This window comes from Bacillus sp. FCW2 (genome assembly GCF_021228595.1).
GTDB classification, from domain to species: Bacteria; Bacillota; Bacilli; order Bacillales; family Bacillaceae; genus Bacillus; species Bacillus velezensis.
Window position 1 is genome coordinate 323,347 of record NZ_CP089436.1, and the last position, 23,989, is coordinate 347,335.

Below are 23,989 nucleotides of genomic sequence, written 5' to 3' on the forward strand. Positions count from 1 at the left end.
AGGCGGGCGGTTCGATGAAAGGGGTTATTTTTGATTTCAACGGCACGATGTTTCAAGATTCGCATCTGCACGAAAAAGCATGGTTTTTCATGGTGAAAAAATACGCGCCGAAAACCATTTCTGATGAAGACATTTTCGTTAACATTCACGGGAGAACAAACAGTGAAATCCTGACGTATTTTATTTCCGGCGATTTAACAAATGAAGAAATCGAGAAGCTGTCTTTTGAAAAAGAAGCCTACTACAGAGAATTATGCCTTGAAAACAAAGATGAGTTAAAGCTGACGAAGGGACTGACCGGCGTATTGAACCATCTGAAAAAATCAGAAACGCCAATGACCATTGCCACGGCTACGGTAAAGGAAAATGTCGAGTTTTATTTTGACGTCTTTCAGTTGGATCGGTGGTTTGATTTTGACAAAGTCACGTTTGATGACGGGAGCTTCCCCGGAAAACCGGCGCCGGATATTTTTCTCATCGCATCGGAAAAGTTAGGCCTCAGACCTGAAGAATGCTTAGTCATTGAAGATGCCTTTTCGGGGCTCACAGCGGCGAAAAAAGCAGGTGCAGGCAAGATTATGGCCATTGACCCGCTCGGAAAAAACCGCGCGCTATTTGAAGGAAAGCAGCTGGCGGATGACGGGATACTGACAGATTTCACCTCGTTTTTTGAGGTGATTGCCGGACATTCTGTTTGAGAGATCAGCCGGTTTTTTATGCCGATATGGCTGTACAGGCTGCGGACTCCGTTCGCAACACGGGATGTTTTTGTGTTCGGCGGTGTCTGCTTCTCGTGAAGAAAGGGGGTTCGCTTTTTAATCGGAGTCACTTTTAAGACAGGGGTATCCCTGTTTTTTTAAATTCCTCGTATTTACAAACAAGCGCTAAGATGCTTATTGCTGACTGTTTATATGTTTTACGATAAAATCCTGAGCATACAAGAAAACCAGCCATCCTGTAAGTCCAAGCCCTGATGCGGCAATGAAAGACAGTGAATGGCGAAGGGCGATGCCGATAATGACCAGCATAATGACTGTGGAGGGGATGCCGGAAGCCACGCTGAATGCAAAATGACTTAATGTCTCCTTCGTTTCGCCTTGGATGTACAGCCAAACCATGCTCAGCATACTGACAATTGGTAATGCCGCTATAATACCTCCATAACTCGGGCTTCTTCTTGATATTTCAGTGATAATCCCAATAATAGCAGCGGAGACAATGATTTTAACGATCGTAAACATCTTCAGCACGCTCCTTCATCAAACTGAATGCTTTTAAGACAAGTGTTCGTTCTTCATGATTCATGCTGTCAAAAAGAAGCTGTTTAAGCTTTTCTTCATCAAGACCGGAATGCCGGTAAAGGACATCCGCCCCCAAACTGGTAAGTTTTAAAATGACTTTCCGCTCATCCTCAACACTTCTGGTTTTATAAACGTACTTTTTCTGCAGTAACCGCTTTATATGTTCCGAAGCGGTATTATGTGATACTTGAATCGCTTCGGCAATGTCTTTTATTCCGACTGCCTTCTCTTTTTGAATGACTTGCAGAATCCGTACACCTTGGTGAGTGATTTTTTCATGGTGCTGATAACGGAGCCGGTAGTAAATATCTGTCCAGAGGTCATTTAATCGCATGATTTCGTTTGACATCATCATCCACCTTACATCGTTTATTAAGATTATATCTTATAATACGATATATTTTTGCGGATTGAAAGCAATTTTTGAGCATGAGGGAGCGGCATTCGTTCTGTTTTTAGAAGATTGGAAGAGACAAGCGGCCGCAGCTTCAACGAATAAACTTGTTGAATATACTCTCAATAAGTTATTTCCCTTATTTCGGAAACTTCAGCTTGATACCTTCCGCATATAAATAAGAGCACTGACAATATGATAAAGAACCAAAGTATATATTCAAATGCAGTTTTTTTTCAGCTGGGCAGTCCTGTGCTGATTGAAAAAGATACGGGGGATAAAAAGCGGGTAAGAAGATAAGGAAAGGAGAGAGACGGATGGAACTTGATTTTGTGATTCGTCTGGCGGTTGCGGGTCTGCTTGGGGCTCTTATTGGATTGGAGAGAGAATTCAGGGCGAAGGAAGCCGGTTTGAGGACGCATTTTTTAGTGGCCGTCGGCAGCGCCTTGATGATGATCGTTTCCAAATACGGCTTTTTTGATTTGTTATCCAACAGCCATACGTCCTTTGATCCGAGCCGGGTGGCGGCGCAGGTCGTCAGCGGCGTCGGATTTTTAGGAGCCGGCACGATTATTTTGCAGCGGCATGTCGTGCGGGGGCTTACGACGGCCGCGGGGATTTGGGCTACGTCGGGGATCGGGCTGACGATCGGGGCGGGTATGTATGTCATCGGCATCAGCGGCACGATTTTGGCGTTAATCGGGCTTGAACTGTTAAATTTTCTGTTTAAACCGGCGGCGCATTCTTTGTCTGTCAGTTTCAGGATTGAGGAGAAAGCCGTCATGCATGATATTTTAACTTCTCTTGAGGAAAAAGGAATTCTTATTACGTCCTATGAATTGAATAAGGCGGTGCTTGAAGTGAAAGGAAGGGTGAAAAGCAAAAGCGGGAAAGCGGCGGTAATGGAAAAAGTTCAAGCTCTCCCGTATATTCTGTCGGTCAAAGTTGAATAGCAGACAGGAGAAGCCTCCTGTCTGCAGTCATTTCTTTTCAAACATTAATACCAAGGATAGAACGGGATATACGGCCGCGGATAGTATGGATACGGTCTGGGGAAATAATAAGGCGGCCGCGGATAGTATGGATATGGTCTGGGGAAATAATAAGGCGGCCGCGGATAATGATATGGCACCCGTTCGTGGCTCTCGGCTGTGTATTCATGATAGAAAGGATCGTACAAGAGGAAAACCTCCTTTTCAAATGTTGGTTCCGTTTACCTTATTCCTGTATGCCCGGTATGGTGTACGTACAACGGGCAAAAAAAAAGACGCCGGTTCTCATCCGGCATCTTTTTTTACACTTTCACATCAATTGAATGTCCGGCAGTCGGGTGCTGGGACGGCAGCATTTTCACAGTTTCTTCCGCCGCAGCCTGTGCATGCTGCATGGCCGTTTTTGTTAAAGCGATATTTACATTCTGCGCCAGAGATGCCTGGTGCATAGCGATTGATAACGCAGGGATATCCATAGCTTCCACCTCCTTATCCCTTCATATCGGCGGCGTGCTCCGATTATGAAGGGGACTGGCGGTTTCTTTTTACGGCCCATTCTAAAAGTGCGGCAGCGCATACCCCGAGAGTATAGGCGAAAATGTCACTCCAGACAAATTGCCAGCCGAGGATCAGCCCGCCGAGCGTGCTGCTTCTGATTGCGTCAATCCAAGGCGCGTGATACAGCTGGCTGCATTCAATCAGACAGCAAAACGAGAGGCTCAAAAATGCGGCTGTTTCCGTCCGGATGTGCCGAAAGAAAAGCCCGAATCCTGTAAAAATCATTGCCGCCCACAAGGCATCTCCTAAATAAGCGTTTATGATGCCGGGCAATAGGGCGGTGATGTATGCGGTTCTGGACAGCAAACCGAGGGCGATGATAAAAACGGTACATATTCCGTATGTCAATGGATGTCTAATCACTTCACACTGTTCCCCTTTTTTTGTACTCCCATGTATTGTAAGGAACGACGGAGAAGCTGTCTATGAAAAAAACGGCCCGGGAGGCCGCTTTTTTTGCGTTATCTGGCTTTTAGGTTGACGTGGTCTGCTTTTTGATCACTGCCGATGACGAAGCGGAGCTCATACTGCCCCGTATGGTAGACGTAATCTGTTTCGCCCGTTTTTGGCACTGTCAGGATTTTGTCAGCGCTGCCGATTTGTTTGCTTAAGACGTCAGGTGTGACGCTGCCGAGGTTTAAGCGCCGCTCGACCCCTGTTCCGAAATAGCGTATTTCCGAGATTTTTCCGTTTTTATGATAGGAAAATCCATAACCGGGGTTTCCCATGTTCCAGCTGTATAAATCAAATGGGTTGCGGCTGTCTGCTTTTTGTTCCGGCTCGCCGATTTTATTGTAAACGTCCTGTCTTGTGCTTTGGTTGATTTTCAGGCCTTTCACATTTTGCGGCATTTCCCCTTTAAACGCCGATTGGTAAAGGCTATTCACCAGTTCTTGTGCACGTTGGTTTTCCGTTTTTGAAGCGGCTGCGGCATGGACGGGCTGTGTATCTGAAAATGCTTCTGCGCCGAATGCGCATCCCGTGAGCATCACTGCCGATAATCCCGTGGCGAGTGTTTTTTTCTTCAACATATGTGAACGCCTCCTTTTTACCGCTCATACCCGTATGTTTCCTGAGATAAACGAGATGTTTTAGTAAAAGGCCTGCTGGGAATCATAGAGGATGTATAGAGGGGGACAGAAAGGGGAAAAGAAAATGGCTGATACAAAGAAAGTTACAATCAATGGGGTTGAAATGGAAGCGCCGGACGGCCAAACCGTTTTGCAGCTTTTGAACAATAGTTCAATTGACGTGCCGCACGTGTGTTATCACCCGAGTCTCGGGCCGATTGAAACGTGCGATACCTGTATCGTCAATGTTAACGGGGAACTGGTGCGTTCGTGTTCCGCGCAAATAAAGGACGGAGATGTCATCGATACGCTTTCGTCCGATGTGAAAAAAGCGCAGATTATCGGCATGGACAACATTTTGCACAACCATGAATTGTACTGCACGGTCTGTGATTACAACAATGGGAGCTGCGAAGTACATAATACCGTAAAGGAAATGAAAATCAATCATCAAAGCATTCCGTTCGATCAAAAACCGTATCCTAAAGATGAATCAAATCCGTTTTACCGATATGATCCCGACCAGTGCATTTTGTGCGGACGCTGCGTCGAAGCCTGTCAGGACGTACAGGTAACCGAAACGTTAAGCATTGATTGGGAGCGGAAACGCCCGCGGGTCATTTGGGATCAGGATGTGCCGATCAATGAATCATCATGTGTTTCCTGCGGACATTGCTCGACGGTATGTCCGTGCAATGCCATGATGGAAAAAGGCATGGAAGGCGAAGCGGGGTATTTAACAGGCATTAACCAAGAGACGCTTCGGCCGATGATTGACATCACAAAAGGGGTCGAAACCGGGTACGGATCGATTTTGGCCATATCGGACATGGAATCGGCCATGCGGGATGAAAGAATCAAAAAAACGAAAACCGTATGCACTTACTGCGGTGTCGGCTGCAGTTTTGATATATGGACGAAAGGAAGAGACATTTTAAAGGTTGAGCCTCAGGCCGAGGCGCCCGCAAATGGCATTTCGACGTGTGTGAAAGGGAAATTCGGCTGGGATTTCGTCAATAGTGAAAAGCGCCTTACCAAACCGCTTATCCGGGAAGGAGACTCGTTTCGGGAGGCGGAATGGGATGAAGCGCTGCAGCTGATCGCTGATAAATTTACCGATATAAAAGAACATTTCGGCCCGGATGCACTTGCCTTTATCACATCTTCCAAATGCACGAATGAAGAATCATACGTGATGCAGAAGCTTGCAAGAGCTGTCATTGGCACAAATAATGTCGACAACTGCTCACGCTACTGCCAGTCTCCCGCCACGGCCGGATTGTTCAGAACGGTCGGATACGGCGGTGATTCAGGATCGATTACAGATATAGAAAAAGCTGAGCTCGTGCTGATTATCGGTTCAAATACGTCTGAGTCTCACCCCGTCCTGTCCACACGCATTAAACGTTCTCATAAGCTGCACGGACAGAAGCTCGTCGTCGCTGACTTGCGAAAACATGAAATGGCCGAGCGCTCCGATGTGTTTTTCCAGCCGCGTGCCGGATCAGATATTGTCTGGCTGAATGCCGTATCGAAATATCTGCTTGATCACGATTTGGCGGATACTGCATTTCTGAATGAGAGAGTGAACGGATTAGATGAATTCGTGAAAAGTCTTGAACCTTATACAATGGAATATGCGGAAAAACATACCGGTGTGGACAAGGATACCCTAATCAAAGTGGCCCGGATGATTCATGAAGCCGGCAGCGTGTGCGCACTGTGGGCGATGGGGGTCACCCAGCATATCGGAGGAAGCGATACGAGCACGGCCATTTCCAACATGCTTCTCGTGACCGGAAATTACGGCAAGCCCGGCGCAGGCTCATATCCGCTTCGTGGCCATAATAACGTGCAGGGAGCCAGTGATTTCGGCAGTATGCCTGACAGCTTCCCCGGCTATGAAAAAGTAACGGATGAAAAAGCCCGCAAAAAGTATGAACAGGGCTGGGGAACAGACCTGCCGAAAGAAATCGGAATGACAAATCATGAAATGATCGAAGGCATCCACTCAGGAAAACTGAAGTCCATGTACTTAAAAGGAGAAGAAATGGGGCTTGTCGACTCCAATATTAACCATGTTCATGCCGCATTTGAAAAGCTTGATTTCTTCGTTGTGCAGGATATCTTTCTTTCGCGTACGGCCGAGTTCGCCGATGTCGTGCTTCCGGCAAGCCCGAGCCTTGAAAAAGAAGGGACGTTTACGAATACGGAACGGAGGGTGCAGCGCCTTTACGAAGTGTTTGAACCGCTGGGCGATTCAAAGCCTGATTGGCAGATCATTACGGACATCGCCAACCGTCTGGGCGCTGATTGGCACTATGAACATCCGGCAGACATTATGGAAGAAGCGGCAATGCTTTCGCCGCTCTATGCAGGCGTCACTTACGAACGTCTCGAAGGCTACAATTCACTGCAATGGCCGGTTGCAGCGGACGGAACCGATTCACCGCTTTTATTTACGGATAAGTTCCCGTTTTCAGACGGCAAAGCGATTTTATATCCCGTTCAGTGGACCGAGCCGAAAGAATTTGGTGAAGAATATGATATCCATGTGAATAACGGGCGGCTGCTCGAGCATTTTCACGAAGGAAATCTGACTTACCGATCAAAAGGAATATCCGAAAAAACACCGAGTGTGTTCCTTGAGGTCTCGCCCGAACTCGCCGAAGAAAGAGGGCTGGAAGACGGAACGCTTGTCCGTCTGACATCACCGTACGGAAATGTGAAAGTCAAATGCGTCATCACAGACAGGGTAAAAGGCAAACAAGTCTATCTTCCGATGAACGATTCAAAAGACGCCGCCATTAACCTTTTGACAAGCAGCTATGCGGATAAGGATACCGATACACCGGCTTATAAAGAAACATCAGCGAAGATGGAGATTTTGAAAAAAGAAGGCGTTAATCCGCTTCCGAAAATCAATTTCCGTTATGGAAACCCGCAGCCGCAGATCGGTGTCCGGGTTGAGCGGAAATGGGCGCGTAAAGATTATGTATTTCCGGGAGACGCCGTAAAAAGGGGGAAACAGCAAAATGGCTAAAGCAATCAGCGGCATCCGAAAACAGACCGTCACAGAAGAAGACAAACGAAAAAAGGACTTAGAAGAGATCGAGACGGCTCTTTTACGAAATAAAGACGCGATTTTGGAATCTCTGCACATTCTTCAGCACATGAACGAGCGCGGCGTTTTGGCGCTTCTGCGCGGGCTCTTCGGCCAGGGAGACAAAGTGATGGATATCCTGGTGAAGAAGGCGAATACTCCGGAAACGGCCAATATGCTGAAAAATCTCCTGCTGTTAAGCGGCGTTCTCGGCATGCTCGATGTAAAACAGCTTGAGCCGTTTATCGTTAAAATCAATGCGGGCGTCACAAAGGCCGTCGAGGAAAAAGACAGCGGCAGGAAGACGGGGTATTTTGATATCGTCCGCGCTTTAAAAGACCCGGAAATCAACAAGGCCGTCACTCTGCTGTTTTCTTTCCTGAAAGGCATGGGCGCTGATACGGACGATATGGAAAGAAATACGCAGCCTCCTGAAGACCAAAAGCAGCACCAGAAACCGCAGACGAATGAGTGAACATATCTCCCGAGCCTGGCCGAAGGCTCGGGTTTTTTGTGCGCTTCTGCTGTTTTCTTGGGAGAAATTTCACCTCCGGATTTATGACTTTTGTTGTGTTATGTTAATAGTTCAGGTTATGAATAGAAAAAAATTGAAAATATGTGCTAGGATAAAATTCAAGGTACGTCAACTATTCAAATATGAAACAATCAGGAGTGATGAAACATGAGTAAGCTGAGGAGCACGAGACAAGCCATCCAAAGAACCCTGATGAAAGGAAAAAACGGCCTGGACGTATACAACCCTTTTCCTTGGTACGAAAAAATGAGACGGGAAAGCCCTATACACTTTGATGAAGAAACGAAGGTTTGGAGTGTGTTTTTATACGATGATGTCAAAAAAGTCATCAGTGATAAAGAGACGTTCTCAAGCCTCATGACTGATGTGAAAAGCTCGATTGCAAAGTCCATGCTGAATATGGACCCGCCGAAGCATACCCAAATCAGATCTGCCGTCAATCGTGCTTTCACTCCCCGCGTCTTGAAGGAATGGGAGCCGCGAATTAAAGACATTACCGATCATCTCCTGAAACAGGCAAAGAACAAAGGGCGGATTGATATCGTTAAAGATCTCTCTTACCCTTTGCCGGTCATGGTGATTTCAGAATTATTAGGCGTTCCGTCCGAACATATGGATCAGTTTAAAAAATGGTCGGACATTCTCGTCAGCATGCCGAAAGATGCGAGTCCTGAAGCGGCGGAGAAAAATCAGCAGGAACGTGACCAATGTGAGGCGGAGCTGGCGGCGTTTTTTGCGGAAATAATAGAAAGCAAACGAAAAAAGCCCGGCCAAGACATTATTTCTATTTTGATAAAAGAGGAAGAAGAGGGAGAGAAGCTCACGGCAGAAGATCTGATCCCGTTTTGCAACCTGCTTTTAGTGGCGGGAAATGAAACAACGACTAATCTCATTTCAAATGCGGTTTACAGCATATTAGAAACGCCCGGCCTTTATGAAGAGCTGAGACAGGACCCTTCTCTCATCGCGCAAACGGTGGAAGAAACGCTGCGTTTTCGCGCTCCCGCTCCGTTTGTCAGAAGGACGGTCCGGCACGACACTGAACTGCGCGGACGCCGCTTGAAAAGCGGGGAGATCGTTCTCTGCTACGTTGCATCTGCCAACCGTGATGAAAACAAATTTGAGAAGGCGGGCGTATTTGATATTCATCGCCAATCGAATCCGCACCTTTCCTTCGGATTCGGCGTACACTTCTGCTTAGGCGCACCGCTTGCCAGACTTGAAGCGGAAGCCGCGCTGAAAGGAATTGTAAAAACCTTTTCACACCTTGAGCCCGTCGGGATTGAGCCGATCCGAAACAGTGTCATGTACGGGCTGGAGTCTTTAGAAGCGGAGATAAACGAAAGTGAGGGAGAAGAAAAAAGATGAGAAAAACACACATCGCCATTATTAATGTAGCCGCTCACGGTCATGTCAATCCCACGCTGCCTGTAGCCGAGGAACTTGTCAATCGCGGGTATAAAGTGACATTCGCTGTGACTGAGGAATTTGAAGCTTCCGTTGCCAAAACGGGCGCCATTCCCGTTTTATACCGCACAAGCATAAAGGCGGACCCGGAGACGATAAAAGAACGGGTAAATAAAAATGACGCGTTTGTGATGTTTCTGGAAGAAGCGGTTGAAGTGCTTCCGCAGTTGGAAGAGCTGTACAAAGACGACCTTCCTGACATCGTCCTGTTTGATTTTTTAGCTCTTGCCGGAAAATTGTTTGCGGATAATGGCGGCATCCCGGCCGTAAAGTTCTGCCCGAGCTATGCAATGAATGAGTATTTTCAATTAGGAAGAGACGAAGAAACACTGGAAGCGGCCAAACAGGCGATAGAAGAATATCAGGAGCAGATTGAAAATGAACAATTGAAACGGATGACAATGGAAGAATTTTTTATGCCTGAAAAACTGAATATTGTCTTTATGCCAAGGGCCTTTCAGCCGAAACAGGAAACCTTTGATGAACGATTCTGTTTTGTGGGTCCGTCTCTTGGAGAACGCACAAATACGGGAAGTCTGGAAATTGATGCAGCCGATGACCGTCCGCTTATGCTCATCTCACTGGGAACGGCGTTTAACGCCTGGCCTGAATTTTACCGGATGTGTATTGACGCGTTTCGGGACTCGGACTGGCGGGTTATTATGTCAGTCGGCACAACAATTGATCCGGAAAGTTTTTCGGATGTCCCCGATCACTTTATCATCCGCCAGCACGTTCCTCAGCTTGATGTGCTGGAGAAAGCAAAGCTGTTCGTATCTCACGGCGGGATGAACAGTACAATGGAGGCGATGAATGCGGGTGTCCCGCTCGTTGTCGTTCCGCAAATGCACGAACAAGAGGTCACCGCAAAGCGTGTGGATGAATTGGGGCTTGGCGTGCATCTGCCGCCGAAAGAAGTCACTGCGGCCCGTTTGCAAAAAGACGTTCAGAACGTATACGGCGATAAGAACATCCTCAGCCGCGTGAAAAGCATGCAGCAGAAAATAGAAGAAACCGGCGGCCCCAAACAGGCTGTTTGCGCCATTGAAGAATTTTTGAAAACGGCGGCCGTCGAAAATTGATTGAGAAACAGGCAGCGCACCGGAAGACGGCTGCCTGTTTTGTTATATGTTTTTCTTCATGCCGCATCTCCGGCATTCCCTCAAAAATTTTCCGCCCTTCACTGAACTTTTAAACAGCGTGTAGTCGCAATTGTCACATCGGCCGCTGTGAACATCAGGATATTCATTGAACTCATAAATGACCGAAGTATCGTATCCTTTTGTCTCGAACTCTTTTTTTGTTTCCATGATTGAAAGTCCCTCCGCGAATCAAATCGTTCTGCCCGGTTAATGATACAGCAACTGCACGGGGGATTCAACGGGAGCATAGCTTGATTTTCCCGGCTGATTGCGTAACAATAATAGAAATAAATGACGGCCTGCCATAGGGCGCCCGGCATCTGAAGGGAAGAAGAAAACAGCGATGGGAAAAGGATTGAACGGGAAACGGATTGCCATCGGCGGTTCGCGGAAAACAGAAGAGATCACAAAATTAATAGAAAAGCAGGGCGGAACGGCAGTCGTCCGTTCCCTCCAAGGAACCGTATACCTGGCGGAGGATCAAATTGAACCCGACGTAAGAACATTTGCCGGGCAAAAAGCCGACTGGGTGATATTCACCACAGGCATCGGTACGGAAACGTTATTGTCGGTATCGGAAAAAATCGGTCTGAAAGAAGAATTTTTAGCGGCCGTTCATGAAGCGAAAATCGGCTGCAGAGGCTATAAAACATATGCGGCCTTAAAAAAGCTCGGCATCACGCCGCATGCCTCAGATGAAGACGGTACAACAAGAGGGCTGATCCGCTCCTTGGAACGATTTGACTTTAAAGATAAAAAAGTCATGATACAGCTTCATGGCGAAAAAGCGCCGGTCTTAACGGAGTTCCTTGAGAAAAACGGAGCGGAGGTTTTCCCTGTTCTGCCGTATAAGCATATTCCGCCTGAAAGGGAGACGGTCGATAAACTGCTGGGAGAGCTGTTAAACGGAGAGGTCGATGCCGTATGTTTTACGACAGCCATTCAAGTGCGCTCTCTCTTTGATTATGCAAAAGAAAAAGGGTTCACAAAAGAATTGCAGCAGGCATTCGAAAAACATGTGCTTGCCGCCGCAGTCGGCAAAGTGACGGCTGAAGCGATCCGGGATGAAGGGGTAAAGAGGGTCCTTGCTCCGGACATTGAGCGGATGGGAGCGATGATTATTGAATTATCCCGTTACTATGAATCTCTGACCTTGTCATAAACCATCATTCAGCAGGGAAAAAAGCCTACGCTTCCCTGCTGAATTTTTTTAATTGCCAGTGTTCCGTGAAAAGGGAAGGATATGTCAAGGCGCTGAGTATGATACATGTAAGAAGAGCGGAGGCCATCGTTGTAAAAACGATCAGCAGCTGAAAGCGCACCGCCTGTATCGGATCAGCCCCCGCTAAAATCTGCCCCGTCATCATGCCGGGAAGCTGAACGAGACCCAATGTTTTCTGGCTTTCAAGCGTCGGGATCATACTGAGCTTCATACTGGACGTCAATATCTGCCGGACGGCCTGCTTAGGCGTTCCTCCGAGAGAGAGAATCAGCTGGATTTCTTCTTTCCGCAGGTCTGCTTCCGAACTGAGCCGGCTTAAAAACAGGCTTGAGAGCACCATGGAGTTTCCGATGACCATACCGCTTATCGGAATGACATATCTTGAAGTGAACGGAATGATATGCAGGGTCAGTAAAAGTCCCTGCGTCACAACTTCCACGATCGCCAGTGTCAGAAAAACGCGCCAAAATGAGCCGATCCGCATTTTTTTCCGTTTGGCGACATTGTGCGAAGCGGCCGTGAGCATGAGAAGCACCATTAATATGATAAACACCGGGTGATCACCGCGAAAAATCAGCGACAGCACATAGCCGATGATGAGAAGCTGAATGACGGCCCTGACGGTTGCGACGATCATATCCTTTTCGACGCCGGCTTTAAAAGATTTAGACAGGAATAAAGCGATAATGACAAATATACTTGTTAGTAACAGAGAAAGATCATTCATATCAGCACCCGCTCCCTTGTAAAAGCGCCCGGGCCTTTTCGTGTTTCGGTTCTTTAAAGAACGTTTTCGTTTCCGCGGTCTCTAAAAGCCGTCCCTCAGCCATAAACCATACTGTATCGGATAATCGTTCCGCTTGTTCAAGGTTATGGGTGATCCACAGGATCGTCAGCTGTTTTTGCCGATGGAGTTTCGTAATCAGTTTCTCAATGGTGAGAACGGATGACGGGTCCAGCGCCGATGTGATTTCATCAAGCAGCAGGATGGACGGCAGTCCGGCGAGAGTTCGCGCTAATGAGAGCTTCTGCCGCTGACCTCCGGATAATTCTTTTGCATTTCGATCCAGAAGCCCGCGCGGAAGATCTGTAAAATCTGCGAGCTCTTCAGGCGTATAGTGCTGTGCCCCGTGGAGTTTTTCTGCGAGCAGAAGGTTGTCCCGCACCATGCCGTCCATGACGGGAGCTGATTGAAATGCAAGGCCCGCGGTTTTTCTGAGCTCTCTGATGTCCCAGTGTCTTATTTCTTTTCCGAATACAAGCACTTCTCCTTCATCAGGTGTATTCATCAGATTGCACAGCGACAGCAATGTGCTTTTTCCCGCGCCGGAAGGCCCTATCAACGCCGTGATAGAACCTTTTTGAATATGTCCGGTTACACGGCTTAGGACATCAAAGGACGTATGGTTTTGTTCAAAGCGTTTGCCGGCTGACAGAAAAGATATTGCCGGAGTTTCTTCTTTCATACAGGATGACACCTTTCGTAAAAAAATCAGGAACCGGTGAGATTGGCTGACGTTTGCTCAGTCGTTTTCTGGTCTGTCTGCCGGGAAGCGAATGTATGCATGACCATTCCCGCAATAATAATGAACAGTCCGGCAAATGAAAGAAGTGACGGAAACACCGCGGATAAAAAGACGATTTCGCCGATCAGTGCAAAAAGAACCTCTCCGGACTGCGTCGCCTCAACAGCAGCGAGCTTCTGCGGCTCATTCCTCACCATATCGGTGGCGCGGAAAAATAATACTGTTGCGATAACGCCAGAACTGAGTGCGACGATAAATGATTGGAATGTCTGTCCCATTGAGGGAAGCCCGTCTCTATGCCAGCCGAAAGCGGCGATCAAAAGCCAAAACGGAAGGCTTGCGAGCGTCATGCCGAGCACCCGCTGAAACGTATCGAGTTTTCCGCCGTATTGTTCCAGCATTTTGCGGTTGCCGAGCGGATAGGCAAAAGCGGCGATGACGACCGGCACAACGCTGAATAGTATCGTGCGGCCGGACAGAGAACCCGCATGCTGAAGCTGAATCAGACCGGCTCCGATCAGGATGATGACGGAAGTAACCAGCGAAATCAGCGGGATCTTTTGTCTGACAGAAACCGAGCCCGCCGGTGAATGTTTTGTTTCGTAGAAAAACGGCGACAGAAGCACACCCGCGACAATTGTAATCTGCCACGTGCCGGCGATCAGCCAGCCCGGCCCATATGCCGCCGCAAACGTAATCGGGGCATAAAACAGCACGAACCCGGTAAAACTCCACTTCAGCCAAAAAAACGGTTTTTTTCGGATTTCATGCCAGAGCGGCGCCCATTTTCCTTTCGCATAAACGATCAAAAATAAAAACGGAACCATAAAAAGAAAACGCAGGGAAGAGCTCCACATCCAGCTTCCGCCGGAAAGCTCCATCGCCCTGTTTAAAATAAAGGTGACTGCAAAAAACAGAGATGCCAATATTCCGATCACGATGGCTTTCATTAAATCCCTCATTTTGACACATATTTTTTTATACTATACTATTCACCGGCAGGCTTCGCAATGGAATATGAAAAAATAGCGTTTTAACAAATGATGAATGGGAAACAGACATATACGGAGGTGAAAACAGTGCAGAAAGAGGATATTCAAGTGCTTTATTTCGAAGATGACGGCCGCATTCCGAATAACCCGAATCTTCCGCTTGTTATTTATAAAGCGGTATTTAATGAAGAAACGGTACAGAAAGCAGAGTCCGTCCTCCGCCGGCACGATTGGTCGAACAGCTGGACGGGCGGAGTATTTCCGTATCACCATTTTCACAGCACCACGCACGAAGTTCTTGTCGCGGTAAAAGGAAACGCGGTTTTGAGGTTCGGCGGGGAACAAGGAGCGGACGCGGTTCTTCGAATGGGAGACGCAGCGGTCATTCCGGCCGGCACCGGACATAAAAAACTGTCGGGCAGTTCTGATTTTACCGTGATCGGGGCTTATCCGGGCGGCCGGCAGTACGATACAAAAACGGAGAAAAATGATAGAACTTCAGAAGAAATCAGCCGTGTCCCGCTCCCGGAATGCGACCCCTTTACGGGAAAATCGGGCCCGCTTTTAAAATTGTGGGAAAAATGACAGGGGAAAAGCGGATGGTCTGTAAAAAAATAGCCTGAAAGAAACGTTATTACACCCCCGCCATATAAATAATTTCATAAACGAAACAATTCACGTTCAAATTTTGTTCAAAAAGTGTTATTATATAAGAGTAAATCAAATTGGGGTTTTTTATGTTTGCTATTTTCAGAGAGGAAAAAGAAATTTTGACTTATTCAATTGTTTTTGTTGATATAAAAATAATACTGGATATGGCAAAGTGAAAAACTGGGTAGTAAACATTTATTTTTGTAAATGATTGTGCATGAATTCACAATCTTGCTTTTTCATGCTTTTCTGCATGAAGGGGGAAAGGCTACCCTTTCCAAAAAAAATCAGCATACTGCTTATAGTAAAGGAGAATCGGATATGCCAGAAACAATCGATCAAACAAATGCATCTGTCAGCCAAGGCCAACGCGATCTTATTGATCAGCTGCTAAAACCTGAAGTTCAAGAATCACTGACTGTTTTAGTGGATCAGCTTCCAAAACTGACTGAGTTAGTAAATATTTTAACGAAGTCTTATGATTTTGCACAGTCTGTAGCGACAGACGAAGTATTGAAGAGCGATACAGTGGGTGCGCTTACAGAAATTCTTGAGCCGGTGAAAGAAACAGCGAAAGAAGTTGCGGCTACTGCGATCGAAGCAAAAGACCGCGCGGATGCAAGCAATGAAACGATCGGACTTTTCGGCCTGCTGCGCATGCTGAAAGATCCTCAAGCTCAAAAGCTGTTCCGTTTTGCTAACAGCTATCTTGAAATCATGAACGAAAAACAAAAATAATCTCAGATTCAAATTGATATAAAGGACGGAGGATATACGATGTCAAAACATATTGTCATTTTAGGCGCTGGTTACGGCGGAGTTCTTTCTGCTTTAACCGTTCGCAAACATTACAGTAAAGATGAAGCACGCGTAACCGTTGTGAACAAATACCCGACTCACCAAATCATTACAGAACTGCACCGCCTTGCAGCGGGCAACGTGTCTGAACAGGCTGTTGCTATGCCGCTTGAAAAACTTCTGAAAGGAAAAGACGTCGACATTAAAATCGCAGAAGTCAATTCTTTCTCAGTTGATAAGAAAGAAGTTGCCCTTTCTGACGGTTCTAAGCTGACTTATGACGCGCTTGTTGTCGGACTTGGTTCTGTTACGGCTTATTTCGGCATTCCTGGACTCGAAGAAAACAGCATGGTGCTGAAATCTGCTGCTGATGCGAACAAAGTATACAAACACGTGGAAGACCGTGTGCGTGAATACGCTAAAACGAAAAACGAAGCTGATGCAACGATCCTTATCGGCGGCGGCGGCTTAACAGGCGTCGAGCTTGTCGGTGAGCTTGCTGACATCATGCCGAACCTTACGAAAAAATACGGCGTAGATCCGAAAGAAATCAAACTGAAATTAGTAGAAGCAGGTCCGAAAATTCTTCCTGTTCTTCCTGATGACCTTATCGAACGCGCGACAAAAAGTCTTGAAAAACGCGGCGTTGAGTTCTTAACAGGTCTTCCTGTTACAAATGTTGAAGGAAACGTTATTGATCTGAAAGACGGTTCAAAAGTCGTTGCCAACACATTTGTATGGACAGGCGGCGTACAAGGCAACCCGTTAGTCGGCGAATCCGGCCTCGAAGTGAACCGCGGCCGTGCGACGGTTAACGATTTCTTACAATCTACTTCTCACGAAGATGTATTCGTTGTCGGAGACAGCGCTGTATACTTTGCGCCGGACGGCCGTCCGTACCCGCCGACAGCGCAAATCGCTTGGCAGATGGGTGAACTTGTCGGTTACAACCTGTTCGCTTACTTAGAAGGAAAAACGCTTGAAACATTCAAGCCTGTAAACTCTGGTACGCTTGCAAGCCTCGGACGTAAAGACGCGGTTGCCATCATCGGAGCGAACTCTACTCCGCTGAAAGGTCTTCCGGCATCTTTAATGAAAGAAGCAAGTAACGTACGTTATTTAACACATATCAAAGGATTATTCAGCCTCGCTTACTAATCCTTAAGATCACACAGAAGACATTGCCGGACTTTCTCGGCAGTGTCTTTTTTTGTATGAAAATGTTAACGGATACAATTTTCTGAAAAATAAAATAAAAATGATTGATATGTGAGAAAGAGGAAGCTAAAATAAAAAAGAACCATTTTGTTAACGTTAACATTTTTAAGAGGGAGGATGAAAGTGTGAAAGCTTTTATGGGTGATGATTTTTTACTGGATAGTAAAACGGCCGTAAAGCTGTACCGGGAATACGCTGAAAACATGCCGATCATTGATTATCACTGTCACTTAAGCCCAAAGGAAATCTATGAAAATAAAACCTTCGCAACCATTACGGAGGCATGGCTTTACGGTGACCACTACAAGTGGCGGATTATGAGGGCCAACGGCATTGAAGAGCGCTGCATTACCGGAAACGCTTCAGATGAAGAGAAGTTTTTCGCCTGGGCAAAAACGGTGCCGATGGCGATAGGCAATCCGCTGTACAGCTGGACGCATTTAGAGCTGCAGCGCTGGTTCGGCATTTATGACGTATTGAATGAAAAAACAGCCGCGGCCATTTGGAAAAAAACGAATGAGCTCCTGCAGGGAGACGGGTTTGGCGCAAGGGATCTCATTCTGAAATCAAATGTCAAAGTCATTTGCACAACCGACGATCCTGCCGATGCGCTGACATACCACGAACTGTTGAAAGAAAGTGATTTTCCGGTTCAAGTGCTGCCCGGATTTCGGCCTGACAAAGGACTGGACATCAGCAGCCCGGGTTTTGCCGATTGGGTCCGTTCACTGGAGAGCGCTTCCGGAATAGCTGTCACCACCTACCAATCGTATTTAGATGCGTTAGAATCCCGCGTCCGCTTTTTTCACAATGCCGGGGGAAGAGTGTCGGATCATGCGTTAGATCAAATGGTTTATGCCGAGACGACCGAAGAGGAAGCGGCCCGGATTTTTGCAGCCGGATTAAGCGGAGAGCATGTGTCTTTTGAAGATGAAAAGAAATTCAAAACACGGACGCTGAAATATCTTTGCGGTCTTTACACCGAACTGGACTGGGCGATGCAGTTCCATATTAACGCGTTAAGAAATACCAATACAAATAAGTTCAGCAGCCTCGGTCCTGATACGGGATATGACTCAATTAATGATGAACGTATCGCAAAACCGCTTGCCCGGCTGTTAGATTCCGCCGAAAAAAAGCGGCAGTTGCCTAAAACGATTTTGTATTCTTTGAATCCGAATGACAACTATATTATCGCCAGCATGATCAACAGCTTTCAGGATGGGAAAACACCGGGGAAAATTCAATTCGGCACAGCCTGGTGGTTCAATGACACGAAAGATGGAATGCTCCAGCAAATGAAAGCGTTATCAAACATGGGCCTGTTCAGCCGTTTTATCGGGATGCTGACGGATTCAAGAAGTTTCTTGTCCTATCCCCGCCATGAATACTTCAGGCGGCTTGTCTGCACGCTGATCGGCGGCTGGGCGGAACAAGGCGAAGCGCCTTACGATATGGAGCTTTTAGGAAAGATTGTCGAGGGGATTTGTTACCGGAATGCTGAGGAATATTTCCGCTTTTAAAAAATGGAATGAAAGAGGTGGCCTATGAGTAATGTGCCTGTCGTGACAGCACCTGCCGCAAAAGTGAAGGAGCATAAGCTGAGTCTGAAAGAAAAAGTATCCTATGGATTTGGAGATTTTGGGAACGGATTTATGTTTGATCTCGGGCAGATCTATTTGCTGAAGTTTTTCACAGATGTCGCAGGCATTCCGGCAGCGTTCGCCGGCAGTATTTTTTTGGTCAGCAAGCTGTTTGCGGCTGTGACTGATCCGATTGTCGGCTCGGCCATTGACTACAGAAAAAAGATCGGACCCCGGGGTAAATTCAGGCCGTATTTATTATTCGGAAGTATTATTCTTGCGGTCATGACCGTATTGATTTTTGTGTCACCGGACGTGAGCGTCACCTGGAAGCTTGTGTACGCCTATGCTTCTTACATGCTGTGGGGGGTCGCTTATTCTTTCGTCAATATTCCGTACGGCTCCCTCGGCGCGGCCATTACACAGGATGCGGAGGACAGAACGGCGCTTTCTGCATTCCGCCAGATCGGCTCCCTCGGCGCGCTGCTCATTACAAGTGTCATCGTCATCCCGATTCTCGTTCATTTTGATAACGTTCACATCGGCTACCCGGCAGTCATGGGAATGATGGCCGTAATCGGAATCGCGGGATTTATGATCTGCTACCGAAACTGCAAAGAAAGAATTATCGTCCGTGAAGCGCCGAAAGAAAAGCTGTCCGTCATGTCGGTTTTCAAATGCTTTATCGGCAACAAACCGCTTCTGACCGTCGTTTTCATGACGATTTTCTCAATATCGGCATATAACATTAAATCCGCTATGCTTGTTTACTTCGCCCAGTACAATCTCAACAATGCGGAGCTGATGTCCTACATGAGTTTTATCATCATCGGTTCTTCATTTTTAGGTGTTTTGTTTATGCCGAAACTCGTCAAACGCTTCGGAAAAAAGCAAACGGTGATGATCGGTTTTGCCGTCAGCGCCGCGGCTGATGCGCTGAATTTCTGTCTCCCGTCAAATGTATATATCTTTACGGCGTTAGCGAGCATTGCTTTTATCGGGATCAGCATACCAAACGGCATTACGTGGGCGCTTGTGTCGGACATTATTGATTACGGAGAATGGAAGACGGGTGAACGGAAGGAGGCGACGACATATTCGCTTTTCAACTTCTCCAGAAAACTCGCCCAATCTTTATCAGGTTTTCTTTCAGGCATCGGGCTGAGCGTTATCGGCTATATCCCGAATGCATCTCAGACAAAAGGCACGTTAATCGGGATTAAAGGGCTTCTGCTGCTGTACCCGGCTTTCGCTTTAGCGTGCGCCATGCTGATTATCGGTTTGATGTATAAACTGACGGACCGGCAGCATGCCGAGCTCGTTCAGGACTTACATCATGCAAAACCTCAACTTTAGTGATTTTATGGACTGTCCGTTAATGGTACAATAGAAATAAATGACAGCATACAGAAAGAAAGGAAAAACGATGGTAACCATAAAAGATATCGCAAAACTCGCCAACGTATCCCACACCACCGTATCCCGGGCACTTAACGGCAGCCCCTACATTAAAGAGCATACAAAACAGAAAATATTAGAGCTCGCTTCACAGCTGAATTACACACCGAATGTAAATGCAAAAAGCCTTGCCATGCAAAAGTCCCATACGATCGGACTGTTTTTTACAAGCATCACAAACGGAACCTCACACAGCTTTTTTTCCGATACCATCAAAGGTGTAAACCGCACAATCAGTGAGGAATACAATTTGTTCGTCCGCGCGATTGACGACCTGAAAAGCTTTGAAACCATTACGCCCATGAGATATGACGGAATCATTTTAATGAGCCAAAGCGACAGTGATAATTCATTTATTTATCATATTCGCGAGAAAAACATCCCGCTTGTCGTGCTGAACCGGGACATTGATGACCGGAGCATCACCAATATCCTGTCAAACGATAAAGAAGGCTCCAGACAGGCGGTCGACTGCCTGATCGCAAACGGACACAGAGATATCGCGATCATTGAGGGAAAGGAAGGATTCAGGTCAACTTCTCAGCGGAAAGAAGGCTATTTGACATCTTTAATTGATCATTCTATCCCGATTAAGCATGAATACAGTGTAAAAGGCCGCTATGATATGGAAAGCGGCAGTCAGGCGATGGAAAAACTCTTGGCGCTTCAATCACCGCCTACGGCTGTTTTTTGTTCAAACGATGATATGGCGATCGGGGCGATGAATGCCATTTTCGCCAAAGGCCTGAACGTTCCGGAAGATATATCCGTTATCGGGTTTGATGACATCGGCATTTCCCAATACATGACGCCGAGGCTTTCGACAGTAAAACGCCCGGTTGAAAACATCAGCATACTCGGCGCAGAGAAGATTTTGGCGCTAATCGCCGACCCGGATACGGCGGCGGAAAAAATATACGAAAACACCGAGGTGATGATAAGAGATTCAATTAAAAAACTCACATAACGGCCCGTCTGATTATCCGGGTTTTCGTACAGAAAAATGTTAACGTGTGCATAAATGCAGAAGGAGGCGGACAGCTTGCGTCAGCTGAATAAAAAGATGTGCGGTGAATACATTCAATATCCTGAAAAAGTCCTTCAGTTCGGCGAAGGCAACTTTTTGCGGGCCTTCGCAGACTGGCAGATCGATCAAATGAATCAATTGACGGATTTTAACGGAAGCGTTGTCGCCGTACAGCCGAGAGGCTCTGAGAAAATCAAACGTTTAAACGAGCAGGACGGTTTGTTTACGCTTTTTTTGCGGGGGATAAAGGACGGAAAACCGTCTGAAGAACACATGATCGTCAAATCCATCAGCCGCGGCATTGATCTTTTTTCTGACTATGATTCCTTTAAACGGCTGGCAGCACAAGAGGAGCTTCGTTTTATCATTTCCAATACGACAGAAGCGGGAATTACGTTTGAGAAAGGCGACCGGCTTGAGGATAGACCTCAAAAAACATTCCCCGGGAAATTAGCGGCGTTCCTTTATTTCCGCTATAAGGCATTTGCGGGTGACGCCGAGAAAGGGTGCATTGTGCTTCCATGTGAACTGGTCGAAGAAAACGGACGGAAACTGAAGGCTGCCGTGCTTCAATATGCCGGGCTGTGGGAGCTGGAGCCTGATTTTACTCAATGGATTCATGACGCGAACATCTTCTGCAATACTCTCGTGGATCGGATTGTTCCCGGATTTCCTGTTGATACCACGGAAGAACTTACCGATTTTCTCGGATACGAAGACCGTCTGATTGTGGTCAGTGAGCATTATTATTTGTGGGTGATAGAAGGGCCGGAACAGCTTCAGAATGAGCTTCCTTTTGCTGAGGCCGGGCTGAACGCACTGATCACGTCTGACCTTACGCCTTACAGGACAAAAAAGGTGAGAATCTTAAACGGCGCTCACACGGCATTGGCGCCAGTGGCTTTACTATACGGACTGCAAACCGTCCGGGAAGCGGCTGAGCACGAGGTGACGGGCAGATTCATCGAAGAGCTGATCAATGAAGAAATCCTCCCTGTGCTGCAAATGGAGGGTGTCACCCAATACGCGGCAGATGTGTTACAGCGGTTTAAAAACCCTTATATCCAACATTATCTGCAAAGCATTACCCTTAACGCTGCCGCGAAATTCAAAACAAGAAACCTGCCGACGCTGAAGGCTTATATCGAACAGGAGGGCCGGCTACCTGAGAAGCTGGTATTTTCGTTCAGCGCCATGATCTATTCATACTGGAACGGACCGAACAAACCGGCTGACGGCGAGGAGGTTCTTAACCGTTTTCAAATGGCGCGGTCCCGTTGCAAAGATGATATGTTTCAAGCGGCATCTGCCATATTAGGAGAAGAGCGATTGTGGGGGAAGAATCTGAATCATCTTCCGGGGCTGACTGAACGAACGGCTTTTTTTCTGTCTGTCATTCATAAGCGGGGTATGAAGCATGCGTTACATGAATGCTGCGGCAAAAAGGGGGAAGTGAAATGAAAGAGGTCATAAAAATCCATAAAAACGATAATGTGCTTCTCGCCATGCGCCATTTTAACAAAGGGGAGCGGCTGCATACACACGGACTGACGATTGAAGTGAAGGACCCTGTAAAGCGGGGGCATAAAATCGCGCTGCAAACCATTGAAGAAAACGGCAGCATCATTAAATACGGTTTTTCGATCGGGCGTGCGACAAGGCGGATTTCGGCCGGCGAGCATATTCATACCCATAATCTGCAAACGAATTTATCCGATGTGCAAGAATACACGTATTCACCGCGCTTCGAGGACAATCCTTTTACAAATGAGAACCGGACATTTAAAGGCTACAAAAGAGAAAACGGTACATCCGGCGTCCGGAATGAACTGTGGATCGTACCTACAGTCGGCTGTGTAAACGGCGTCGCTGAGAAAATCCTGCAGCGCTTCGTAAAAGAGGCGAAAGACATTGCGCCCTTTGACAATGTGCTGGTTTTAAAGCACCAATACGGCTGCTCCCAGCTTGGCGATGATCATGAGAATACGAAACAAATGCTGATAAACGCCATCCGTCATCCAAATGCGGGCGGTGTGCTGGTTTTAGGGCTGGGCTGTGAAAATAATGAGCTGGCGGCGATTAAGGAAACGCTTTCTGAAGTGAATGGAGATCGGGTGAAATTTCTCGAATCACAGGCTGTCACAGATGAAATTGAAGCAGGGACTGCGCTACTTAAAGAGATACACCTTGCGGCAAAGGAAGATAAACGTGAGGAGATTCCGCTGTCAGAATTGAGCATCGGATTGAAATGCGGCGGGTCGGACGGTTTTTCCGGCATCACGGCAAACCCTTTATTAGGGAGATTTTCAGATTACTTGATTGCACAGGGAGGGAGCACGGTCTTAACGGAGGTGCCTGAGATGTTCGGCGCTGAGACGATTCTCATGCAGCGTGCGGCGAGCGAAGAAGTGTTTCATAAAACAGTCCGATTGATCAATGATTTCAAGCAATATTTTATGAAGCACGAGCAGCCGATTTATGAAAACCCGTCACCTGGGAATAAGGAAGGCGGCATTTCAACGCTCGAAGACAAGTCGCTCGGCTGCACCCAAAAAGCCGGTCTTGCACCGGTTTCTGATGTGCTGACATACGGTGAAACCCTGAAAACAAAGGGATTGACACTGCTCAGTGCGCCCGGCAATGATTTAATCGCTTCTTCAGCGCTCGCCGCGGCGGGCTGTCACATCGTTTTGTTTACAACCGGAAGAGGCACGCCGTTCGGCACATTTGTCCCGACTGTGAAAGTATCAACAAATACCGATTTATTTCAATCAAAGCCTCATTGGATTGATTACAACGCGGGCAGATTGGCGGAAGACCAAACAACAGAAGATCACATTGTAAGAGATTTTATTCAATACATTATTAAAGTTGCAAGCGGAGAATTCGTCAATAACGAAAAAAACGATTTTCGGGAGCTTGCAATCTTTAAGTCCGGTGTGACGTTATAAG

At 47.0% G+C, this 23,989-nt stretch carries 24 protein-coding genes and 1 pseudogene; 15 read left to right on the forward strand and 10 right to left on the reverse strand.

Annotated elements, in window-relative coordinates:
• Window positions 1-14: 14 nt before the first annotated feature.
• Complete coding sequence (locus tag K3G25_RS01770; RefSeq protein WP_104678933.1) at window positions 15-698, forward strand: HAD family hydrolase; 684 nt, start codon at window positions 15-17, stop codon at window positions 696-698.
• Window positions 699-893: 195 nt separating this feature from the next.
• On the opposite strand, the gene K3G25_RS01775 is transcribed toward K3G25_RS01770, so the two are convergent.
• Both K3G25_RS01775 and K3G25_RS01780 read right to left on the reverse strand, forming a co-directional pair.
• Complete coding sequence (locus K3G25_RS01775; RefSeq protein ID WP_007407319.1) at window positions 894-1,241, reverse strand: DUF3147 family protein; 348 nt, start codon at window positions 1,239-1,241, stop codon at window positions 894-896.
• Entirely contained in the window at window positions 1,225-1,650 is a 426-nt protein-coding gene (locus K3G25_RS01780; protein WP_025649618.1) for a MarR family winged helix-turn-helix transcriptional regulator, read from the reverse strand. Before K3G25_RS01780 ends, K3G25_RS01775 begins: the two co-directional genes overlap by 17 nt.
• Before the next feature lie 362 nt (window positions 1,651-2,012).
• On the opposite strand from K3G25_RS01780, the pseudogene K3G25_RS20835 reads away from it, so the two are divergent.
• A pseudogene (locus tag K3G25_RS20835) lies at window positions 2,013-2,409 on the forward strand (MgtC/SapB family protein); the annotation flags it as partial.
• A 283-nt stretch (window positions 2,410-2,692) separates the two neighbouring features.
• Here K3G25_RS20835 and K3G25_RS01790 read toward each other — a convergent pair.
• From K3G25_RS01790 to K3G25_RS01805, 4 genes are all read right to left on the reverse strand, one after another.
• Entirely contained in the window at window positions 2,693-2,875 is a 183-nt protein-coding gene (locus K3G25_RS01790; protein WP_072177299.1) for a hypothetical protein, read from the reverse strand.
• 114 nt (window positions 2,876-2,989) lie between these two features.
• Entirely contained in the window at window positions 2,990-3,163 is a 174-nt protein-coding gene (locus tag K3G25_RS01795; protein WP_021494051.1) for a YjfB family protein, read from the reverse strand.
• A 43-nt stretch (window positions 3,164-3,206) separates the two neighbouring features.
• Entirely contained in the window at window positions 3,207-3,608 is a 402-nt protein-coding gene (locus tag K3G25_RS01800; protein WP_014417497.1) for a ribosomal maturation YjgA family protein, read from the reverse strand.
• A 98-nt stretch (window positions 3,609-3,706) separates the two neighbouring features.
• Entirely contained in the window at window positions 3,707-4,276 is a 570-nt protein-coding gene (locus tag K3G25_RS01805) for a YjgB family protein (protein WP_025649621.1), read from the reverse strand.
• A 124-nt stretch (window positions 4,277-4,400) separates the two neighbouring features.
• On the opposite strand from K3G25_RS01805, the gene fdhF reads away from it, so the two are divergent.
• From fdhF to K3G25_RS01825, 4 genes are all read left to right on the forward strand, one after another.
• Window positions 4,401-7,358: a formate dehydrogenase subunit alpha gene (gene fdhF, locus K3G25_RS01810; RefSeq protein ID WP_021494049.1), complete on the forward strand. Its 2,958-nt coding sequence runs from the start codon at window positions 4,401-4,403 to the stop codon at window positions 7,356-7,358.
• Window positions 7,351-7,893: a helical membrane plugin domain-containing protein gene (locus tag K3G25_RS01815; protein WP_012117344.1), complete on the forward strand. Its 543-nt coding sequence runs from the start codon at window positions 7,351-7,353 to the stop codon at window positions 7,891-7,893. The genes fdhF and K3G25_RS01815 overlap by 8 nt, the downstream gene beginning before the upstream one ends.
• Window positions 7,894-8,100: 207 nt before the next feature.
• Window positions 8,101-9,321: a cytochrome P450 gene (locus K3G25_RS01820; protein WP_014417500.1), complete on the forward strand. Its 1,221-nt coding sequence runs from the start codon at window positions 8,101-8,103 to the stop codon at window positions 9,319-9,321.
• Window positions 9,318-10,502: a macrolide family glycosyltransferase gene (locus tag K3G25_RS01825; RefSeq protein ID WP_232489555.1), complete on the forward strand. Its 1,185-nt coding sequence runs from the start codon at window positions 9,318-9,320 to the stop codon at window positions 10,500-10,502. The genes K3G25_RS01820 and K3G25_RS01825 overlap by 4 nt, the downstream gene beginning before the upstream one ends.
• 42 nt (window positions 10,503-10,544) lie before the next feature.
• Here the strand turns inward: K3G25_RS01825 and K3G25_RS01830 are convergent, their stop codons facing one another.
• A complete protein-coding gene (locus K3G25_RS01830) occupies window positions 10,545-10,730 on the reverse strand; it encodes a DUF8096 family protein (RefSeq protein ID WP_003154919.1) in 186 nt (61 codons plus the stop codon).
• 175 nt (window positions 10,731-10,905) lie between these two features.
• On the opposite strand from K3G25_RS01830, the gene K3G25_RS01835 reads away from it, so the two are divergent.
• Complete coding sequence (locus tag K3G25_RS01835; RefSeq protein WP_014417502.1) at window positions 10,906-11,724, forward strand: uroporphyrinogen-III synthase; 819 nt, start codon at window positions 10,906-10,908, stop codon at window positions 11,722-11,724.
• A 25-nt stretch (window positions 11,725-11,749) separates the two neighbouring features.
• On the opposite strand, the gene K3G25_RS01840 is transcribed toward K3G25_RS01835, so the two are convergent.
• From K3G25_RS01840 to K3G25_RS01850, 3 genes are read right to left on the reverse strand one after another with little or no spacing between them, the layout of a single operon-like run.
• Window positions 11,750-12,511 carry an ABC transporter permease gene (locus K3G25_RS01840; RefSeq protein ID WP_032863790.1) on the reverse strand — a complete coding sequence of 254 codons (762 nt, stop codon included), beginning with the start codon at window positions 12,509-12,511 and terminating at the stop codon, window positions 11,750-11,752.
• A 1-nt stretch (window position 12,512) separates the two neighbouring features.
• The gene (locus K3G25_RS01845) at window positions 12,513-13,250 is read right to left on the reverse strand and encodes an ABC transporter ATP-binding protein (protein ID WP_014417505.1); all 738 of its coding nucleotides are present in this window, start codon (window positions 13,248-13,250) and stop codon (window positions 12,513-12,515) included.
• A gap of 26 nt (window positions 13,251-13,276) precedes the next feature.
• Window positions 13,277-14,260: a DMT family transporter gene (locus K3G25_RS01850; protein ID WP_159354041.1), complete on the reverse strand. Its 984-nt coding sequence runs from the start codon at window positions 14,258-14,260 to the stop codon at window positions 13,277-13,279.
• A gap of 129 nt (window positions 14,261-14,389) precedes the next feature.
• Here K3G25_RS01850 and K3G25_RS01855 point away from each other — a divergent pair, with 129 nt between their 5' ends.
• The 8 genes from K3G25_RS01855 (at window position 14,390) to K3G25_RS01890 (ending at window position 23,988) form a co-directional block, all read left to right on the forward strand.
• The gene (locus K3G25_RS01855; protein ID WP_095061415.1) at window positions 14,390-14,887 is read left to right on the forward strand and encodes a cupin domain-containing protein; all 498 of its coding nucleotides are present in this window, start codon (window positions 14,390-14,392) and stop codon (window positions 14,885-14,887) included.
• 387 nt (window positions 14,888-15,274) lie between these two features.
• Window positions 15,275-15,691: a DUF1641 domain-containing protein gene (locus K3G25_RS01860; protein WP_003154908.1), complete on the forward strand. Its 417-nt coding sequence runs from the start codon at window positions 15,275-15,277 to the stop codon at window positions 15,689-15,691.
• Between the two features lie 39 nt (window positions 15,692-15,730).
• Complete coding sequence (locus K3G25_RS01865; RefSeq protein ID WP_014417508.1) at window positions 15,731-16,909, forward strand: NAD(P)/FAD-dependent oxidoreductase; 1,179 nt, start codon at window positions 15,731-15,733, stop codon at window positions 16,907-16,909.
• Between the two features lie 185 nt (window positions 16,910-17,094).
• Window positions 17,095-18,492: a glucuronate isomerase gene (gene uxaC, locus K3G25_RS01870; protein WP_095061413.1), complete on the forward strand. Its 1,398-nt coding sequence runs from the start codon at window positions 17,095-17,097 to the stop codon at window positions 18,490-18,492.
• 24 nt (window positions 18,493-18,516) lie between these two features.
• On the forward strand, window positions 18,517-19,908 hold the full coding sequence (locus K3G25_RS01875; protein ID WP_014417510.1) for an MFS transporter: 1,392 nt from the start codon (window positions 18,517-18,519) through the stop codon (window positions 19,906-19,908).
• A gap of 70 nt (window positions 19,909-19,978) precedes the next feature.
• On the forward strand, window positions 19,979-20,977 hold the full coding sequence (locus tag K3G25_RS01880; protein WP_007407297.1) for a LacI family DNA-binding transcriptional regulator: 999 nt from the start codon (window positions 19,979-19,981) through the stop codon (window positions 20,975-20,977).
• Between the two features lie 75 nt (window positions 20,978-21,052).
• Entirely contained in the window at window positions 21,053-22,498 is a 1,446-nt protein-coding gene (locus tag K3G25_RS01885; RefSeq protein ID WP_021494039.1) for a tagaturonate reductase, read from the forward strand.
• Window positions 22,495-23,988 carry a UxaA family hydrolase gene (locus K3G25_RS01890; RefSeq protein WP_072177404.1) on the forward strand — a complete coding sequence of 498 codons (1,494 nt, stop codon included), beginning with the start codon at window positions 22,495-22,497 and terminating at the stop codon, window positions 23,986-23,988. Before K3G25_RS01885 ends, K3G25_RS01890 begins: the two co-directional genes overlap by 4 nt.
• Window position 23,989: the final 1 nt, after the last annotated feature.

What these genes read in the sequence shown, in the direction of transcription:
- K3G25_RS01820 (WP_014417500.1), top strand. Translation starts at nt 8,101, where the DNA reads ATGAGTAAGCTGAGGAGCACGAGACAAGCCATCCAAAGAACCCTGATG.
- K3G25_RS01830 (WP_003154919.1), bottom strand. Translation starts at nt 10,730, where the DNA reads ATGGAAACAAAAAAAGAGTTCGAGACAAAAGGATACGATACTTCGGTC.
- K3G25_RS01825 (WP_232489555.1), top strand. Translation starts at nt 9,318, where the DNA reads ATGAGAAAAACACACATCGCCATTATTAATGTAGCCGCTCACGGTCAT.
- K3G25_RS01880 (WP_007407297.1), top strand. Translation starts at nt 19,979, where the DNA reads ATGGTAACCATAAAAGATATCGCAAAACTCGCCAACGTATCCCACACC.
- fdhF (WP_021494049.1), top strand. Translation starts at nt 4,401, where the DNA reads ATGGCTGATACAAAGAAAGTTACAATCAATGGGGTTGAAATGGAAGCG.
- K3G25_RS01780 (WP_025649618.1), bottom strand. Translation starts at nt 1,650, where the DNA reads ATGTCAAACGAAATCATGCGATTAAATGACCTCTGGACAGATATTTAC.
- K3G25_RS01775 (WP_007407319.1), bottom strand. Translation starts at nt 1,241, where the DNA reads ATGTTTACGATCGTTAAAATCATTGTCTCCGCTGCTATTATTGGGATT.
- K3G25_RS01805 (WP_025649621.1), bottom strand. Translation starts at nt 4,276, where the DNA reads ATGTTGAAGAAAAAAACACTCGCCACGGGATTATCGGCAGTGATGCTC.
- K3G25_RS01845 (WP_014417505.1), bottom strand. Translation starts at nt 13,250, where the DNA reads ATGAAAGAAGAAACTCCGGCAATATCTTTTCTGTCAGCCGGCAAACGC.
- K3G25_RS01890 (WP_072177404.1), top strand. Translation starts at nt 22,495, where the DNA reads ATGAAAGAGGTCATAAAAATCCATAAAAACGATAATGTGCTTCTCGCC.
- K3G25_RS01860 (WP_003154908.1), top strand. Translation starts at nt 15,275, where the DNA reads ATGCCAGAAACAATCGATCAAACAAATGCATCTGTCAGCCAAGGCCAA.
- K3G25_RS01795 (WP_021494051.1), bottom strand. Translation starts at nt 3,163, where the DNA reads ATGGATATCCCTGCGTTATCAATCGCTATGCACCAGGCATCTCTGGCG.
- K3G25_RS01875 (WP_014417510.1), top strand. Translation starts at nt 18,517, where the DNA reads ATGAGTAATGTGCCTGTCGTGACAGCACCTGCCGCAAAAGTGAAGGAG.
- K3G25_RS01865 (WP_014417508.1), top strand. Translation starts at nt 15,731, where the DNA reads ATGTCAAAACATATTGTCATTTTAGGCGCTGGTTACGGCGGAGTTCTT.
- K3G25_RS01815 (WP_012117344.1), top strand. Translation starts at nt 7,351, where the DNA reads ATGGCTAAAGCAATCAGCGGCATCCGAAAACAGACCGTCACAGAAGAA.
- K3G25_RS01840 (WP_032863790.1), bottom strand. Translation starts at nt 12,511, where the DNA reads ATGAATGATCTTTCTCTGTTACTAACAAGTATATTTGTCATTATCGCT.
- K3G25_RS01770 (WP_104678933.1), top strand. Translation starts at nt 15, where the DNA reads ATGAAAGGGGTTATTTTTGATTTCAACGGCACGATGTTTCAAGATTCG.
- K3G25_RS01850 (WP_159354041.1), bottom strand. Translation starts at nt 14,260, where the DNA reads ATGAAAGCCATCGTGATCGGAATATTGGCATCTCTGTTTTTTGCAGTC.
- K3G25_RS01835 (WP_014417502.1), top strand. Translation starts at nt 10,906, where the DNA reads ATGGGAAAAGGATTGAACGGGAAACGGATTGCCATCGGCGGTTCGCGG.